This is a genomic window from Flavobacterium sp. ASW18X (assembly GCF_005144745.1).
Taxonomy (GTDB): domain Bacteria; phylum Bacteroidota; class Bacteroidia; order Flavobacteriales; family Flavobacteriaceae; genus Croceivirga.
This window is the reverse complement of sequence record NZ_SWKK01000004.1, coordinates 537,780-554,712: the sequence shown is the minus strand read 5'-3', so window position 1 is coordinate 554,712 and position 16,933 is coordinate 537,780. Positions and strand designations below refer to the sequence as shown.

Below are 16,933 nucleotides of genomic sequence, written 5' to 3'. Positions count from 1 at the left end.
CATCTTGTCACTTTAAACGAAATCTAGTTTAAAAGTAAAATACAGCTGCTCCCTTAAGTTAGGGGAGCTGTCCGCAGGACTGAGGGGTCTGATTTTGAGTTAAGAGTAAGTAGTTAGAAGTTAATAGTAAAAAGTACGGAGTATGAAGTACAAAGCCTTTTCAAATCCGTGCTCCATGTCATTTCGATAGGAGTAGCGTCGCTACGACTGAGAAATCTATTAAAGAGTAAAAAGTATGAAGTACAGCGTACTAAGATTTACCCTCATGCTGAACTTGTTTCTGCATCTTCCTCACTTTAAATGTAACCTATTTTAAAAGAAAATACAGCTGCTCCCTTAAGTTAGGGGAGCTGTCCGCAGGACTGAGGGGTCTGATTTTGAGTTAAGGGTTAATAGTAAAAAGTACGGAGTACAGAGTATTAAGTCTTATCAAATTTGTGCTCCACGTCATTTCGATAGGAGTAGCCTTGCTATGACTGAGAAATCTCTTGAGGAGTAAAAAGTTAGTAGTTAGAAGTAAAAAGTACTATCAAATCCTTACTCCTTGTCATTTCGATAGTTGTAGCGCCGCTACGACTGGTATTCTATACATTTTTTCTTTTTTTCTTTTGTCTTGATACACGGCAAAGTATACTTTGAGCGAGATGGAGCACAGGCCGAACAAAAAATCAAGTCTGTATGAGGTACTTGCTACGCAACACTCCCTCTCAATGCTGCATGCTCTTTTTCGAACAAGTTCGAAACGCACTTCCGCTATTTCGCTCGTTAGTACTGCATACCGACGTTTGTCCAATATTCACTATCAATTCTAAGATAGACTTTTTTATTTATAAGTCTTGGCGTTATGCTGAACTTGTTTCAGCATCTTCCTCACAACAAACGAAATCCAGTTAAAAGGAAAATACAGCTGCTCCCTTAAGTTAGGGGAGCTGTCCGCAGGACTGAGGGGTCTGTTTTTGAGTTAAGAGTTAGAAGTTAATAGTAAAAAGTACGGAGTATGAAGTACAAAGTAACGTTTTCCTTCGTCATGCTGAACTTGTTTCAGCATCTCATTCTTTAGTAAAAAGTTAGTAGTTAGTAGTTAGCAGTAAAAAGTATGAAGTACAGCGTACTAAGATTTATCGTCATGCTGAACGTGTTTCAGCATCTCATTCTTTAGTAAAAAGTAGCACGTATTACGTATTAAGACTAGTCATAATACAGAATTGTTTTCAATTGCTGCTGTTTTGAAAATAGGTATAAATTCTTTTCTTCTACGAACAACGAACAACGAACAACTACGCCAGAACCCTTTTTAACGTATACTTGTCTAAACGTTCGCCTTCACGGAAAATGTGTTTGTCTATAATCACGGGGTCGTTAGAAATCCCTTGGAAAGCGGTAGTATATTCAAACTCCACAAAAAAGCTTTCGTACGCATATAAAACGTACACAATATTGTTGCGTTTTAGCTTGGCTAGGCAACAGCCTTGTACCATAAGACGAGCAATCTGATCGCATTCGTCTAACATCATAAAATAGTAAAGCGTCATATTTGGTGTAGTGCTTAATTGAAGACTAATATAATCGAAAATATTTCGTGTTCCTACGCAGTTTATCGAAATACCTACAAACTTTAACACTAGGTTAATCCAATTTTTATCGTCTTAAATCACTAAAAACGCAGTATTTATTTGAATTTCAGAAAATTATAAAAAAGCGTCTTTGCTACTTCCCGATACAGAAATTAGAGAAAATATTCCCCAACAATTCGTCATTCGTCACTTGTCCGGTAATTTCGCCCAGATGAAAAAGCACTTGCCGTATGTCTATCGCAATTAAATCGCTTGGCAATTCGGCATCCATTCCTTCTTTTACTTTGGATACTTCTTCCATCGCCTTAATCAGAGAATCGTAATGCCTACTGTTGGTTACAATTTGGTTACCAGCCCCCAATTCGCCCTTTACCGTCATGGCTAATAATTCCTCTTTCAAGGCTTCTATACCGGCTCCTGTTTTGGCAGAAAGTAAAAGTAGCGGTTGGTAGGTTGCTGTAAGCTCTTTTTTGGTTTCATCGCTTAGACTTTCAGCTTTATTGGCTAATAACAGAATACGTTTGTGTGGAAACTTTTCTTTTAAGACTGCAATTTCTTGACTTTTGTCTTTCTGAGCATCAAACAAATACAACACCACCTGTGCTTTTTCTATCTTCTCAAACGCACGTTGTATGCCAATTTTTTCTACATGGTCTTCCGTTTCTCTGATCCCCGCCGTATCTATAAACCGAAAACTTACGCCGCCAATAGCTATTTGGTCTTCTACCGTATCTCTGGTAGTTCCGGGAATGTCACTGACAATAGCGCGTTCCTCATTTAACAAGGCATTAAGTAGGGTAGATTTACCTACATTGGGTTCCCCAACAATAGCTACGGGAATCCCCTGTTTTAGTACATTGCCCAGTGCAAAGGAATCGATAAGCTGCTTTAACACTGCCGTAATTCTATTGAGTAAGTCTATAAACTGACTACGATCTGCAAATTCTACATCTTCTTCAGAAAAATCAAGCTCCAACTCAATCAACGAAGCAAAATTTAATAGCTCTTCTCGCAATTCTTGAATTTGATTGCTAAAACCACCACGCATTTGTTGTATGGCAATATCATGGCTCGCCTGACTGTCACTCGCAATGAGGTCGGCCACAGCCTCGGCCTGACTCAAATCCATTTTTCCATTTAAAAAGGCACGCAGGGTAAATTCGCCTTCCGTAGCCATGCGGCAGCCTTTGCCTAAAAACAACTGAATTATCTGTTGTTGAATATAAACCGAACCGTGGCAAGAAATTTCTACAACATTTTCTCCGGTATAGCTGTTGGGGCCTTTAAATAAAGAAACCAAAACCTGGTCTAAAACCTTATCCCCGTCTTTAATGTACCCCAAATGAATGGTGTGGCTTTTTTGGTCTAGTAGGTTTTTTTTATGGATAGATTCAAACTGATGATTCACCAAAGTAATAGCGTCTGGCCCAGATATACGTAAAACAGCAATGGCACCCATACCCGCAGGGGTAGCCAATGCAATTATATTCTCATTGTAAAGCATGCTGCAAAAGTACAAATTAAGGCCGCGGCTGTAACATTTTAAAAGTTTTGTATACTGATATACTGTAATCATCAATCAATACAATCATGGAAGTACTACAATCACGCGTAAAAAGAGAAGACAATACCTTATTAGCCCTAACACATTTATCCCAATTATTACATTATGTAACCGGTTGTGGGGGCTTTATAGTGCCCTTAGTATTATGGTTAGCCACCCGTAATGATGTGGAGGGGATGAACGAGCATGGTAAATCTATCATCAATTTTCAATTGAGTCTTTTATTGTATATTGTGATAAGCATACCCGCAATATTGCTATTTGGTTTAGGAATATTATCCTTGATATTCTTAGGCATAGTTGGTTTTGTACTCCCTATTGTAAACGCAGTGAAGGCAGCCAATGGAGAAGCACCTAGTCAGTTCTTAACCATTCGCTTTATAAGTTAGTATATTTGTAAAATGAGATATTATTTTGTGTTAGTGCTGTTTTTTAACTTTTGTTTTGTTATTTCTCAAACTGCTCAGAACGAAATAAATAACATACAAGAAATACCGATACCCTACAGTAATTACAAAGAATTAAAAAAGAATAGTAAGTTATCCTTGGGGGATTCTATTGGTTATTTCATCTCTAATAAAGATACTTTAATTAGAATCAAAGGTGGATTTGTTCTTAATAAAAAAAAGTTTTCTAATGTACCTTATGAATATAAAGATGAAATCTTTTTAAATACTTACGTAAAAATCGCTTTTAAGGCTACAAATCTGAATGATACGATTTCAAAAAACCGAATGGTTTATTGGAAGAAACCTATAAAAATTTTTTATACCAATACTGTACCCAAAACCAATAGAACGACTTTAAATAACTTTATTAAAGATACCTTAAATAAGATAGACTCTTTAGATATTTCAATTGTCAATAATAAGAAATTCGCTAATTATATTATTGATTTCAGTGATTATAAAAGAGATAATCAATTCAAAACTATTTCAAAAAATTATAATGAGGGCTATTTTGTAGTATGGAACAATAAGGCGCAAATAATAAGAGGAGAAATAAAAATTGATACTGATAAAATTGAGAACACTAGAATTGATGACATTTTAAAATGGAGGTTCTATCAAAGTCTTGGAAATTTTAAAGGAATTAAAAATTTACCTTGCCAAAGTTATCTTTCAGATTGTAACACAGGGCGTAAAATTTTTAATAAGGAAGCCTTAGAAATTTTATCGTATCATTATTCTTATGGTATATGTAAAGGTACTGGTTTAAAAGAATTTAAAGAAAGCCATAAAAAAGCGAAGGAAATGTTGAAGTTTGATAAGAAGAATAAGTTGATTTTTAGCCATCCGATAGATTAATTTTTGAATAAACAATCAAGTATTTATATTTACACAAATTTACAGACACTGAAAAAGTACCTGGCCCTTTTATTGTTACTTACCTTTGCCCTTAGGCCTGCCTATTATGTGGGGTACTTTTCCTATTTTCAGTTAAATGTAGATTATATCATAGAAAATTACTGTATTAACAAGGAACGTCCAGAGTTAGCTTGTAATGGTAAGTGTTATTTAATGCAACAATTGGCTGCCGCTGATGACCAAAAAAGACAAGACAGTGCCACCAATGCTGCCTTAACGCTCATGGAAGCTTTTGTGCCCTTGTTTGTGCAGCAAACTACAGATTTTTCATTTCAGTTCCATAAAGAACATACCCAACAACAACTATTTTCTTTAGACGCTAGTTGGAGCTACGTTAGGGTAAACCGCATGCTACGCCCCCCGAGCTGCTAAACTTTCATTCACACCTTTTTTTTTACAGGCTTTAGTCACTGGCCTTATATAGTGCTACGCAACCATTAATAAAACAAAATGAAAGTTTATAATTACTTGGCAACGGCGTTGTTTGCTATTGCGCTTATTTCTTGTGATAATGAAGATGATACGGCGAACGAACTTACTGGAGAAGGTACCGCCCGTATAGAATTTGATAACAGCTATGCTGGCTCTCAGCTATTACTACAAACCGCCTTTTACGATGCTAACGGAACGGAAAAAATAGCCATAGATACGTTAAAATATATTGTAAGTAACATTCGCTTAGAAGATGCGGTAGGAAATGTTTTTGTAGTCCCAGAACAAGAGGCGCTTAATGTAATTGATTTGTCTGATGACGCTTCTAGATTTGTAACGATAGTAAACGTACCTGCGGCGGATTACGTTAAAATACATTTTGGCTTAGGTATAGATCAGGAGAAATATTTACAAGGGGTAGAGGGTCAAGGTGATTTTTTGACCACAGCAACCGAAGAGGGGATGCTTTGGTCATGGCAAGCAGGGTATAAATTCATTCGTTTTGAAGGCCGTTTTACTGGAGAAAATACTACGGAAGAAACCCCTTTTGCTATACACATGGGGAGCCACGGTACCGCATTAGATAACTACAAAGAAGTGTCTTTAGACCTACCTGTATCTGCTAAAGTACGTACAGACATAACACCAGAAATACACTTGGTTGCAGATATATCTCAATTGCTATCGGGTACCGGTAAGTTGTATTTAGAAGAGCAATCACAAATACACGTAGACCCAGAAAAATCACCGATGGTAGCTACCAATGCTGCTGCAATGTTTACCGTGGATCACATCCATAACTAGTGGGTTTGTAACACTTGGGAGGCCAATAAGCTTCCCAAGTTCCCTTTAATTTTTACAGCTATGAAAAGATGGAGTTTGCTTTTGGGACTGTGTTTTACAGTCCTAGCGTGTAGTGAGGATACAGCGGAGTATACTGCGGTGCCAACGCCCGTTACTTTAGAAATACCCGATAATTTTCCTGCACCTTTATATGATTTTGAAACTAATCCACTTACCGAAGAAGGGATAGCCTTAGGGAAAAGCTTGTTTTATGACGGGCAATTGTCTTCCACAGGGGTCATTTCTTGTGGATTTTGCCATGAACAGGCCTTTTCTTTTACCCATCATGGGCATACCGTGAGTCATGGAGTGAATGGCTTAGAAGGTTTTAGAAATTCGCAACCTTTACACAATCTTGCTTTTGCCAAAGAATTTAATTGGGATGGTGCAGCGATACACTTGGACTTGCAACCCATTATCCCTATTACTGCCGAGGTAGAAATGGATGAGACGATACCCAATGTACTTTCTAAACTAAAGGCGAGCCCGGAATACCCAAAACTATTCCGTGCTGCTTTTGGAACGGATAGTATTACGAGTGAGCGTATGCTCAAAGCCTTGTCTCAGTTTATGCTGCAAATGGTTTCTGGGAATAGCAAGTACGATAAATATAGTAGAGGAGAAGAGGGGGTTACCTTAACTGCGGCAGAATTGGCGGGAGAAAAGCTTTTTGCAAGCAAATGTGCCAGTTGTCATACGGGGAGTTTATTTACAGACCAAACGTACCGCAATAATGGATTACCTTTTAACACAAGATTTCCAGAAGAAGAAGGACGCATGCGCGTGAGTGGATATCAAGAAGATTATTACAAATTTAGAGTACCAAGTTTAAGAAATGTAGAGGTGAGTTTCCCATACATGCATGACGGGCGTTTTGCTACCTTAGAAGCAGTACTAAATTTTTATACAGACGGGATGGTAGATAATGGCAATGTAGACCACAGTCTACTACAAGAAGATGGGCGTTTTGGTATTGCCTTAACCGATACTGAGAAGCACGATATTATACAATTTTTAAAGACCTTAACAGATCATGAATTTTTACAAGATGAACGTTTTGCGGAATTTTAGTTTAGCCGCTTTGGCTTGCTTTTTTACGCTAAAAGGATGGGCCAATACTCCTTATCCTTTAAATTACCGCGGATGGTGGACTTATGAGTGCGATTTTTGCGGTTGTGCTACTACTGGGGGTAATTTTGGGTATGGTACCCTTGGCAATACCAATTTTATAGGGCTGCGCTATAGTTACCAGCAATTTGAGTCTAAAGATGGTATTTTTAATGATTCCCCTACTAGCAAAGAGCATTTTAATACCTATCAATTATGGGCACAATTGCCCATAGCTCCTAATTTTCATCTTACGGCTACGGTGCCTTTTCAAGATTTAAATAGAGAATTTACAGACCGCTCAGAAAATATTAGCGGTTTGGGAGATGTAAGTGTTATTGGATGGTACACTTTACGTTTTAAAAAGAAAACAGCGGCAACGGCAGCAGAAACTGAAATCACAATGGTGACCATGCCACAGTTTTCTGGCCACTCACTACGCTTTGGATTAGGATTAAAATTACCCACAGGAGAATTTTAGCAAGTACTTACCGACCGGGTAAACCCAGGATTTCAAGTGGGGACGGGGAGTACAGACGCCGTACTTTCTGCGGGATACAGTTACAGCCAAAAAATGTTTGGGGTAAATGTAACGGGTAGTTACTTTTTAAAAGGTGAAAATAAAAACGATTACCGTTTTGGGAATCAGTTGAGTTACAATGCCAAAGTATTTAATGGATTTTTAGTAGGTACCCATGTATTAGCGCCATTTATAGGTTTGAGTGGCGATTTTTTTCAGAAAATAGAACAGTATGGAGATGCATTACCAGAGACTGATGGCTATATGCATTTGGGAACTATTGGAGCAGAATTTTCTATCAATCGTTTTGTGATAGGTGCTGATGTAGGCCTACCCCTTGGCCAGGATTTATTTGCTGGCGATGTTAAAATTAAACAGCGATATCTGTTTTACTTGAACTACACCATTTAGTTTTGACCAAAAGAAAACCACTGCATTTGCAGTGGTTTTTATTTGTTGTAACGTATTCTAATTGTTTAGCCGTTTAACATTACCGGCATCACCAACATGGTTACTTTTTCTCCTTCGTCTAAACCATCTGCGGGAGTTAAAATTCCAGCACGGTTAGGTAAACTCATTTCTAAAGTGACATCATCAGAAGATAAATTGTTTAGCATTTCTACTAAGAAGCGGGAGTTAAATCCTATTTGCATGTCGTCTCCTTGGTAACTACAAGATAAACGCTCCTCTGCTTTATTGCTGTAGTCCACATCTTCTGCAGAAATATTTAGTTCTGCCCCAGCAATTTTTAAGCGTATTTGGTGGGTAGTTTTGTTAGAGAAGATAGACACCCTTCTAACAGAACTTAACAATTGCGTTCTAGAAATACTTAATACGTTAGGGTTTTCTTTAGGGATAACCGCCTCGTAATTGGGATATTTACCGTCAATCAACCTACAGATTAGTTCTGTTTGGTCAAAGGTAAATTTAGCATTACTCTCGTTATACTCTATAGTAACGTCAGACTCTGAACCTGCTAAAATCCCTTTTAGTAAGGTCAATGGTTTTTTAGGCATGATGAATTCTGCCACCTCAGATGCTGAAATATCCATGCGTTGGTACTTTACCAATTTATGCGCATCTGTAGATACAAAGGTCAAATTCTCTGGAGAGAACTGGAAAAATACACCACTCATTACCGGGCGTAAATCATCATTACCTGCAGCAAATATGGTTTTACTAATAGCAGTAGCCAATACATCACCCATAATAGTTGTGGAGCTAGGATTGGTTAATTCAATAGCCTTTGGGAACTCTGCACCATCCGCATAAGCTAGCGCATATTTACCGTGGTTAGAGCTAATCTCTACCGTATTGTTGTCTTCTACTACAAAGGTTAACGGTTGCTCTGGGAACGTTTTTAGCGTGTCTAAAAGCAAACGGGCAGGCAAAGCGATGACACCTTCGGAATCCGAGTCTACTTCAATCACAGAACTCATGGTAGTCTCCAAATCAGAGGCAGACACCGTTAAGCTGTTCTTATTTAAATCGAACAAAAAATTATCCAAGATTGGTAGGGTGTTACTATTATTAATAACCCCGCCCAAGACTTGTAATTGCTTTAATAAATACGTACTAGATACTATGAATTTCATCAAATAGATTTTTGCAATCTTGTTTCTACATTAAATATACGCCTACTTGGCGTTCCATCAATTGGCTAACAGCAAATATATTTTAATTCGCTGGGGATAAGAAACTATTTTATTAACACTTAAGCCTTATAGTTTTGTTTTCTATACCAACCGTAACTTATGCCAAGTAAAACTACTAAAAGTATTGGTAATAAGATATTTATGAGCTGCCATTTACTTTTTTGTTCGCTAATTTTTTGTGGGTCTAGCAATGGAATAGCCACCTTTTTATTTCTAATGTTTATAAGTCCAGTGTCATCTAGCAAGTAATTTACGCAGTTGGTTAAAAATTCTTTGTTTCCGTAGAAGCTATTGGTCCATTTATCATACCCCAGTTCTAAAGGCAAGCCATTGCGTAACTGATTCTTTATAAGGTCGCCATCGGCAATAACAATCATTTTATTTCTTGCTCCTTTTTCCGCGGCATTCGTCAATTTTACCGGTTTAACCCTATTGGTGTAGGCAGAATTAAATTCGCCCTCTATCAAAACCGCCAAAGGCGTTCCGGCATTTTGTTCATATTGCTTTTCATTAGGCGTTTGCGCTAAAATATCTAAACTGATTGTTTTTGGGCTCCCTTCTGTTTTGGAAAGTGGAGAAGAAGCGAGTAATACTGTTTTACGGGCTCCGGTATTTAAAATATCAATACCATTTGCAAACTGAAAACGTACGGCTTCAATATTTTTATTGATAGGGTGATTTTCCCTAGAGAACACCATGGGGTTATACACCCAAGGTAACGGATTGTATTGGCTATCAGTACTGCTACCGGTAGCTAAAACAATGGGAGTATTGTACAAATCGTTCACCAAAACAGGATTTACACGTATGCCATATTTAAAAAAGAAGTCGTCCAGATTTAGTTCTCTTTTTAAAGCGATATTGCTCCCGTTTTCATTGTATAAGCTATCTATTTCCATAGCCACTTGGTCTACCAGCCAAAGCGATTTACCACCCTGTACAATGTATTGATCCAATACGTACTTTTCTTCTTCTGTAAAGGCTTGGGTGGGTTTGGCAACAAGGGCTAAATCAAACGTTTTTAATTGATCTAAAACCCGATTCGGATTCGCAGCTACAGAGTCTAACGTAATAGCACCGATGTTGTAATAATCTCTGATGCTTGTTAGAAAATCAGCCATGTACTGGTCCTCCAATTCACCATTACCTTTTAATACCGCAATTTTCTTCTTGTCTTTAATTCCAATTTTAGTGAAAGCGTCTGCAAAGGCATATTCCAGTTGTTGAACGCTATTGTTAATACGTTCTTCTGGTGTTGCTCCCAGTTTATTTTTGAGTAGCGGCACCTTTACGGTTTGGTTACCAGAATTCACCATAGCCCAAGGAAAAATAATTTCTTGAGAAGTTTTACCGTCCTCACTTAAAGTAACATTAACTGGCTTTAACCCTAGCTGTTGCATCTGCGCCATAAATTCCTCCGGATTATCTATGCCTTCTTTAGGATCTATTAGGTTAAATGTAATTTTTCTGTTTTCTGCTCTAAATTGCTCCAAGAGCAATATGGTTTCGGTTTTTAATCTACTAAACTCCGCCGGTAAATTGCCTTCTAACAGCACATCTACAACTATAGGACTTTTAAAATTGGCAACGGTTTGTAGTGCAGCTTCTGATAAGGTATATCTCTTGTCTTCAGTTAAATCAAAACGATGATACACATAACTAGCTAGCACGTTAATAGCAACCACTGCAGCAAGCCCTAGTATACTGTATTTTAGTTGTTGTTTCATCTTAGGAATTGCTTTTCTTAATGCTAATGGAGGCCATAAAGAGAAAGAAGACCGTAATACTTAAAAAATAAATAAGGTCTCTAGTGTCTATTATGCCTCTGGCGATGCTTTTAAAATGTGCTTGAGCACCTAAATTTTGAATTTGTAATTGTATAGCTCCATCTTCTGCTAATGTGGCCAATCCTTGAAAGCCATAGAATAGTACAAAACATAGTAGAGCTCCTAGAATAAACGCAAAAATTTGACTACTACTAAGACTGGAAGCAAATACACCAATGGCACAATACATGGCAGCTAAAAAGAACAATCCAAAATAAGACCCTAGCACCATTCCCATATCATAATTATTGCTGACACTGCCTAAAGCCCCTATGGCCAATACATATACAATGGTAGGTAGCAAGGCTAAAACCACTAATAGTAAAGCGCCTAAAAATTTACCTATAACAATGGCTTTAGTACTTATAGGCTTTATTAAAAGTAACTCTAGCGTACCCATCTTTAGTTCTTCAGAAAAACTCTTCATAGTGATGGCTGGGATTAAGAATAAAAATATCCAAGGGATAAGCAGGAAAAACAAGCTTAAGTCTGCAAATCCATAATCCAAAAGGTTAAAATCGCCCTTAAATACCCACAAGAATAATCCGTTCAACACAAAGAACAAGATGAAGATAAGGTATCCGATAGGGGAGTTAAAAAAGGAAAGAATTTCTTTTTTTAAAATGGCTATCATAGGTTTAATTTAAACTAGCTTTTTTAGTTACGCTCCAAGCTTGCGGTTTATCAGCAAATAAAACTTTGGTTTTGCTCCATACCCCTGTAAAAAAATCAGATGCTCTGTAGGTATTCAGGGCAGCTTCATTCTCCCAGTAACTGTAGGTGAAAAATATTTGGGGCGAATTTACATCTTGATAGAGTTCTAAAAAATTACAACCCTCAAAATTTCTAATTTTATCTTTTGTGGCTTCAAAAATAGCTTCAAACTGGGGTATATGTTCTTCTTTAAAAGTGAGCTTTACAATCCGTACCAGCATTATAAAAAGTTTATGGTGATAATATCGCGGTAATGTAACCCTATTAAAGTAGAGGCACCGCCTACGGTATTTAAATCGCTCTTAAAAATAGCAAGTTCTAGATAATCTGCCGCATTAAAAAGCGCAAGTAAATCTCCTGGACCTTTACGTTTATTTTTATCTAGTTCAAAATTTACAATGCCATTATAACTCTTTTCAATAGTGTAAATCTTTTCTCTTCTGGCATTTATCTCAAATTCACGCCCGTTTCGGTAGGCCTCAAAAGTACTTTTTTGAATGTTGGTCACTACGTTGCCGTAATTGTCTATATAAATGACATTGCCAATTATGGTTTTACCATTATTTTCTATTCTCGGTTTAAAATCACGCAGTTCCTTTAATTCGGTAAACGGGCTACTCAGTACTTCTGGTTGTCCACCCCTAGCTAAATGGCACGCCACAGGCACAAAAATATCAAGTACCGGAAAACTTGTGAAATCCGTATTAGGAAGGTTTATCACCATGAGCTTTTCTGGCTGTTTTTCAGAAGTTATTAACGATATTACACCGTTGTTTGCACTTACAAAATAATGCCCATCTACTAAGACTATAATGTGCTCATTTTCTGGAGACCACTCAGAATCTATACCCACAATATGGATACTCCCTTTAGGGAATGCATGGTAGCTATTCTTTACTAAATAGGCGCATTCTTGTATGTTAAAAGGAGCTACTTGGTGAGAGATATCAACAACTGTAGTTTGCGGAACCTCTTTAAGGATGGTGCCTTTAACCACGGCAGCAAAGTGGTCTTTAGTTCCAAAATCTGTAGTTAGGGTAATAAGAGCCATTAAATGCTGTTGATAGTTTTTTGCCGGTTAAAAGCGTATTTTGGTTAAGTTTGTTTGTAAAATTATATAAAAGTAAACAACCACAAATTTATAACCCCACAACTTTAATACTTTCTTTTTTTGAACGAATTAATAATAGAACTTACAGAGATAAGCCCAAGGGACTTTTTTGGCAACCAAAATGAGAATATTGAGTTACTCAAAAAATACTTTCCCAAACTAAAAATAGTAGCAAGAGGCAACAAGATAAAAGTATACGGTGATGAAGAGATGCTGGAGGAGTTTGACCGCAGGTTTGATATGATTACCACGCATTTTGCCAAGTACAATAAAATTGATGAAAACGCTATAGAAAGACTACTCACATCTGATACCCAAGAAGAAATACAATCTTCTGCGGCGAGTGGAGAAGTGTTGGTGCATGGCGTTAGCGGTAGGCTTATAAAAGCACAAACCGTGAATCAGCGTAAATTGGTAGATGCTATCATGAAAAATGATATGGTTTTTGCCATTGGGCCTGCAGGTACCGGTAAAACCTATACGGGAGTAGCTATGGCCGTAAAAGCGCTGAAAGAAAAGCAGGTAAGACGTATTATTTTAACAAGACCAGCGGTAGAGGCAGGTGAGAATTTAGGTTTTTTACCGGGTGATTTAAAAGAAAAGCTAGACCCTTATATGCAGCCTTTGTATGATGCATTGCGGGATATGATTGCGCCAGAAAAACTAGACAAATACATAGAAGACGGTACCATACAAATAGCGCCAATGGCATTTATGCGGGGTAGAACCTTAGATAATGCTTTTGTAATCCTAGACGAGGCCCAAAACACTACCCACGCACAAATGAAAATGTTCCTGACAAGGATGGGTAAAAATGCTAAGTTTTTACTAACGGGAGACCCAGGGCAAATAGATTTACCACGCCGAGTAATTTCGGGTCTAAAAGAGGCAATTCTTATTTTAAAGAATGTAGAAGGCATCAAAATTATTTATTTGGATGATAAAGATGTGATTCGCCATAAACTTGTAAAGAAAGTAATAGAAGCATATAAAGACATTGAGCATCAAAACCAATATTAGTAGATGGCTGCAAATACACTAATGGATACCAACTACACCTTTGCCAACCAGCAAGCGGTGTACAAAGGAAAAGTAAGAGAAGTTTACACTTTAAAAAATGACGTTTTGGTAATGGTGGCTACAGACCGCCTTTCTGCATTTGATGTGGTAATGCCAAAAGGAATACCCTACAAAGGACAAATCTTAAACCAGATTGCTACCAAAATGATGGAGGCCACGGCAGATATTGTACCCAATTGGTTGTTGGCAACGCCAGACCCGAACGTTGCGGTAGGCCAAGCTTGTGAGCCTTTTAAAGTAGAAATGGTGATAAGAGGGTATATGTCTGGACATGCCGCCAGAGAATATAAAGCGGGTAAGCGTAGCTTATGTGGCGTTGCTATGCCAGAGGGGATGAAGGAAAATGATAAATTTCCAGAACCTATAATCACTCCTGCTACAAAAGCAGAAAAAGGAGACCATGATGAGGATATTTCTAAAGACGATATTTTGGCTAAGGGTATTGTTTCTGAAGCCGATTACGCGGTGCTAGAAAAATATACCAAAGCACTATTTGCAAGGGGTACGGAGATTGCAGCCAAAAGAGGCTTAATCTTAGTGGATACCAAATACGAATTTGGTAAGACAAAAGCTGGAGAAATTGTCTTAATCGATGAAATACACACGCCAGACTCTTCGCGTTACTTTTATGCGGAAGGTTATGAAGAAAGACAAGAAAAAGGGGAGCCACAGAAGCAGTTGTCTAAAGAGTTTGTACGTCAATGGCTTATTAGCAACGGTTTTCAAGGCTTAGAAGGGCAGCAAGTGCCAGAGATGAGTGATGAATACATTGAATCCGTATCTGATAGGTATATAGAATTGTACGAAAGTATTACTGGAGAAACCTTTGTTAAGGCAGATGTAAGTAATATACACGAACGCATTGGTACTAATGTAAATAGTTACCTAGCTAGTTAATAGGAAATAAACAATACGATTTAGCCCCAATGGTATTCCCGTTGGGGCTTTTTTATTTTTTCTATTGTTATAAAATGTCGATTTAAGAAATTAGATAGGAATCTATCAATATTTGCGGGTTTTTAGATAGAAATGTTCATTAGTAGCCTTTAAAAATTTTCTATCTTTCAGGTTCAAACTGAACCAATGCAAACTGAACTGCGAAAAAAGTATTGGAAACAGAACCTTGTATACCTAGCCGTACTTTTGGCTATCTGGTTCTTGGTTTCCTATGGATGTGGCATCCTTTGGGTAGCACAATTAAACACCATTCGCCTAGGTGGCTTTAAACTCGGCTTTTGGTTTGCCCAGCAAGGTGCTGTTTATGTATTTGTCCTTTTAATTTTTGTGTACGTTGCTTTGATGAATCGGTTAGATAAAAAATATAATCTAGACGAGTAATGGGCATACAAACATGGACTTTTATTTTGGTAGGCATTACTTTTGCCTTATATATTGGTATTGCTATATGGTTTAGAGCTGGCTCTACCAAAGAATTTTATGTAGCAGGTGGCGGTGTTTCTCCCTTAGCTAATGGTTTAGCTACCGCTGCGGATTGGATGTCTGCAGCCTCTTTTCTTGGAATGGCAGGGATAATCGCTTTTTCTGGTTATGATGGTTCTGTTTATATCATGGGTTGGACAGGTGGCTATGTACTTTTAGCACTATTACTTGCGCCCTATTTACGTAAGTTCGGAAAATTTACCGTCCCTGATTTTATTGGGGACCGCTATTATTCTAATGTTGCCCGTACGGTTGCTGTAATTGCTGCCTTATTTGTTTCTTTTACTTATGTAGCAGGACAGATGCGTGGTGTGGGAGTAGTGTTTTCTAGATTTTTAGATGTAGAGGTAAATACAGGAGTATACATTGGTATGGCCGTGGTTCTTTTTTACGCTTTTTTAGGGGGGATGAAGGGGATTACGTATACCCAAGTAGCACAATATTGCGTACTGATTTTTGCCTTTATGGTGCCTGCTATTTTTATATCGCTCATGGCGACTGGGAACCCAATTCCACAATTAGGTATGGGGGCAAAAGGTAGTGATGGCGTGTATTTGTTAGACAAGTTAGATGGATTGATGACAGAATTAGGCTTTATAGCGTATACAGATGGTAGTAAGTCTAAGATAGATGTATTTTTTATTACAGCAGCTTTGATGATGGGAACGGCAGGTTTACCCCATGTAATCATTCGGTTTTTTACAGTTCCAAAGGTGAAAGATGCGCGTAAATCTGCTGGGTATGCCTTATTGTTTATTGCCATTTTATACACTACTGCACCAGCGATTGCTGTTTTTGCACGTACCAATCTAATGGAAACCGTACAGGATACACCTTACAAAGAAATATCTGCATGGTTTACTAAGTGGGAAGAAACCGGACTTATTGCTTGGACCGATAAAAACGGAGATGGAAAGATTCAATACTTGCCAGGGAGTGCTATAGAAGGCAAGCAACCTCAATTTACCACAGCAAGAGGAGCATCAGGAGAACGTCTAATAAACAATGCAAGCACAAGCGCTAATGAATTGTATGTAGACCGTGACATTACGGTTTTAGCCAATCCAGAAATAGCTAATTTACCCAATTGGGTAATTGCTTTGGTGGCCGCAGGTGGTTTAGCGGCAGCCTTGTCTACAGCGGCGGGACTACTTTTGGTAATTTCTACCTCAATTTCGCACGATTTGGTTAAAAAACAATTCGCTCCAAATATATCAGATAAGAAAGAACTACTTCTGGCACGTGTGGCTTCTCTTTTTGCAGTTGTAGTGGCAGGTTATTTTGGTATTCATCCCCCTGGTTTTGTAGCCTCTGTTGTAGCTTTAGCCTTTGGTTTAGCTGCATCTTCTTTTTTCCCTGCTATTGTAATGGGCATTTTTAGTAAAAGAATGAATAGGGAGGGAGCCATAGCAGGTATGTTATCAGGTTTGGGAATTACCTGTTTTTACATTGCTAAATTTAAGTTAGGATGGTTAGGAAGTCCAGAAAATGCTACCGCAGACCATTGGTGGTGGGGTATTTCTCCCGAAGGTTTTGGTACCATAGGCATGCTGGTTAACTTTATAGTAGCCCTTCTAGTTGCTAGTATAACTAAAGCACCACCGGTAGAAGTGCAAGAAATAGTAGAAGACATAAGGATTCCCACAGGTGTTGGGAAAGCCATAGAACATTAATACAAAACAAACAGCGAAAACATAAAC

The 16,933-nt window shown here is 37.9% G+C and carries 18 protein-coding genes; 11 read left to right on the top strand and 7 right to left on the bottom strand.

From position 1 onward, the window contains the following. Window positions 1-1,277 precede the first annotated feature (1,277 nt). A complete protein-coding gene (locus FBT53_RS05285; RefSeq protein ID WP_136950120.1) occupies window positions 1,278-1,532 on the bottom strand; it encodes a hypothetical protein in 255 nt (84 codons plus the stop codon). Between the two features lie 175 nt (window positions 1,533-1,707). After that, on the bottom strand, window positions 1,708-3,078 hold the full coding sequence (mnmE, locus tag FBT53_RS05280) for a tRNA uridine-5-carboxymethylaminomethyl(34) synthesis GTPase MnmE (protein ID WP_136950119.1): 1,371 nt from the start codon (window positions 3,076-3,078) through the stop codon (window positions 1,708-1,710). Window positions 3,079-3,164: 86 nt separating this feature from the next. On the opposite strand from mnmE, the gene FBT53_RS05275 reads away from it, so the two are divergent. The 7 genes from FBT53_RS05275 (at window position 3,165) to FBT53_RS05245 (ending at window position 7,818) form a co-directional block, all read left to right on the top strand. Continuing rightward, window positions 3,165-3,527: a DUF4870 domain-containing protein gene (locus FBT53_RS05275; RefSeq protein ID WP_136950118.1), complete on the top strand. Its 363-nt coding sequence runs from the start codon at window positions 3,165-3,167 to the stop codon at window positions 3,525-3,527. Between the two features lie 12 nt (window positions 3,528-3,539). Continuing rightward, entirely contained in the window at window positions 3,540-4,445 is a 906-nt protein-coding gene (locus tag FBT53_RS05270) for a hypothetical protein (RefSeq protein WP_136950117.1), read from the top strand. A 108-nt stretch (window positions 4,446-4,553) separates the two neighbouring features. Continuing rightward, on the top strand, window positions 4,554-4,877 hold the full coding sequence (locus FBT53_RS05265; RefSeq protein ID WP_169630314.1) for a hypothetical protein: 324 nt from the start codon (window positions 4,554-4,556) through the stop codon (window positions 4,875-4,877). A gap of 78 nt (window positions 4,878-4,955) precedes the next feature. After that, window positions 4,956-5,741 carry an MbnP family protein gene (locus FBT53_RS05260; RefSeq protein WP_136950115.1) on the top strand — a complete coding sequence of 262 codons (786 nt, stop codon included), beginning with the start codon at window positions 4,956-4,958 and terminating at the stop codon, window positions 5,739-5,741. A gap of 60 nt (window positions 5,742-5,801) precedes the next feature. Next, window positions 5,802-6,851 (top strand): cytochrome-c peroxidase, encoded by a 1,050-nt coding sequence (locus tag FBT53_RS05255; protein WP_136950114.1) that lies wholly within the window; start codon window positions 5,802-5,804, stop codon window positions 6,849-6,851. Next, window positions 6,814-7,368 carry a hypothetical protein gene (locus tag FBT53_RS05250; RefSeq protein WP_136950113.1) on the top strand — a complete coding sequence of 185 codons (555 nt, stop codon included), beginning with the start codon at window positions 6,814-6,816 and terminating at the stop codon, window positions 7,366-7,368. Before FBT53_RS05255 ends, FBT53_RS05250 begins: the two co-directional genes overlap by 38 nt. A 36-nt stretch (window positions 7,369-7,404) precedes the next feature. Continuing rightward, on the top strand, window positions 7,405-7,818 hold the full coding sequence (locus FBT53_RS05245; RefSeq protein ID WP_136950112.1) for a hypothetical protein: 414 nt from the start codon (window positions 7,405-7,407) through the stop codon (window positions 7,816-7,818). Between the two features lie 65 nt (window positions 7,819-7,883). Here the strand turns inward: FBT53_RS05245 and dnaN are convergent, their stop codons facing one another. The 5 genes from dnaN to FBT53_RS05220 form a co-directional block, all read right to left on the bottom strand. Beyond that, window positions 7,884-9,002 carry a DNA polymerase III subunit beta gene (dnaN, locus tag FBT53_RS05240; RefSeq protein WP_136950111.1) on the bottom strand — a complete coding sequence of 373 codons (1,119 nt, stop codon included), beginning with the start codon at window positions 9,000-9,002 and terminating at the stop codon, window positions 7,884-7,886. Window positions 9,003-9,121: 119 nt separating this feature from the next. Beyond that, window positions 9,122-10,789, bottom strand: a complete 1,668-nt coding sequence (gldG, locus tag FBT53_RS05235) for a gliding motility-associated ABC transporter substrate-binding protein GldG (RefSeq protein ID WP_136950110.1) — start codon at window positions 10,787-10,789, stop codon at window positions 9,122-9,124. 1 nt (window position 10,790) lies between these two features. Beyond that, complete coding sequence (gene gldF / locus FBT53_RS05230) at window positions 10,791-11,522, bottom strand: gliding motility-associated ABC transporter permease subunit GldF (RefSeq protein WP_136950109.1); 732 nt, start codon at window positions 11,520-11,522, stop codon at window positions 10,791-10,793. Between the two features lie 4 nt (window positions 11,523-11,526). Beyond that, complete coding sequence (locus tag FBT53_RS05225) at window positions 11,527-11,823, bottom strand: putative quinol monooxygenase (RefSeq protein ID WP_136950108.1); 297 nt, start codon at window positions 11,821-11,823, stop codon at window positions 11,527-11,529. Then, the gene (locus FBT53_RS05220; protein WP_136950107.1) at window positions 11,823-12,653 is read right to left on the bottom strand and encodes an S-adenosyl-l-methionine hydroxide adenosyltransferase family protein; all 831 of its coding nucleotides are present in this window, start codon (window positions 12,651-12,653) and stop codon (window positions 11,823-11,825) included. Before FBT53_RS05220 ends, FBT53_RS05225 begins: the two co-directional genes overlap by 1 nt. 120 nt (window positions 12,654-12,773) lie before the next feature. Here FBT53_RS05220 and FBT53_RS05215 point away from each other — a divergent pair, with 120 nt between their 5' ends. The 4 genes from FBT53_RS05215 (at window position 12,774) to FBT53_RS05200 (ending at window position 16,906) form a co-directional block, all read left to right on the top strand. Beyond that, window positions 12,774-13,733 (top strand): PhoH family protein, encoded by a 960-nt coding sequence (locus FBT53_RS05215; RefSeq protein WP_136950106.1) that lies wholly within the window; start codon window positions 12,774-12,776, stop codon window positions 13,731-13,733. 3 nt (window positions 13,734-13,736) lie between these two features. Next, window positions 13,737-14,690 carry a phosphoribosylaminoimidazolesuccinocarboxamide synthase gene (locus FBT53_RS05210; protein WP_136950105.1) on the top strand — a complete coding sequence of 318 codons (954 nt, stop codon included), beginning with the start codon at window positions 13,737-13,739 and terminating at the stop codon, window positions 14,688-14,690. A 186-nt stretch (window positions 14,691-14,876) separates the two neighbouring features. Further along, window positions 14,877-15,131, top strand: coding sequence for a DUF4212 domain-containing protein (locus tag FBT53_RS05205; RefSeq protein ID WP_136950104.1), 255 nt, complete (start codon window positions 14,877-14,879; stop codon window positions 15,129-15,131). Then, the gene (locus tag FBT53_RS05200) at window positions 15,131-16,906 is read left to right on the top strand and encodes a sodium:solute symporter family protein (protein ID WP_136950103.1); all 1,776 of its coding nucleotides are present in this window, start codon (window positions 15,131-15,133) and stop codon (window positions 16,904-16,906) included. The genes FBT53_RS05205 and FBT53_RS05200 overlap by 1 nt, the downstream gene beginning before the upstream one ends. Window positions 16,907-16,933: the final 27 nt, after the last annotated feature.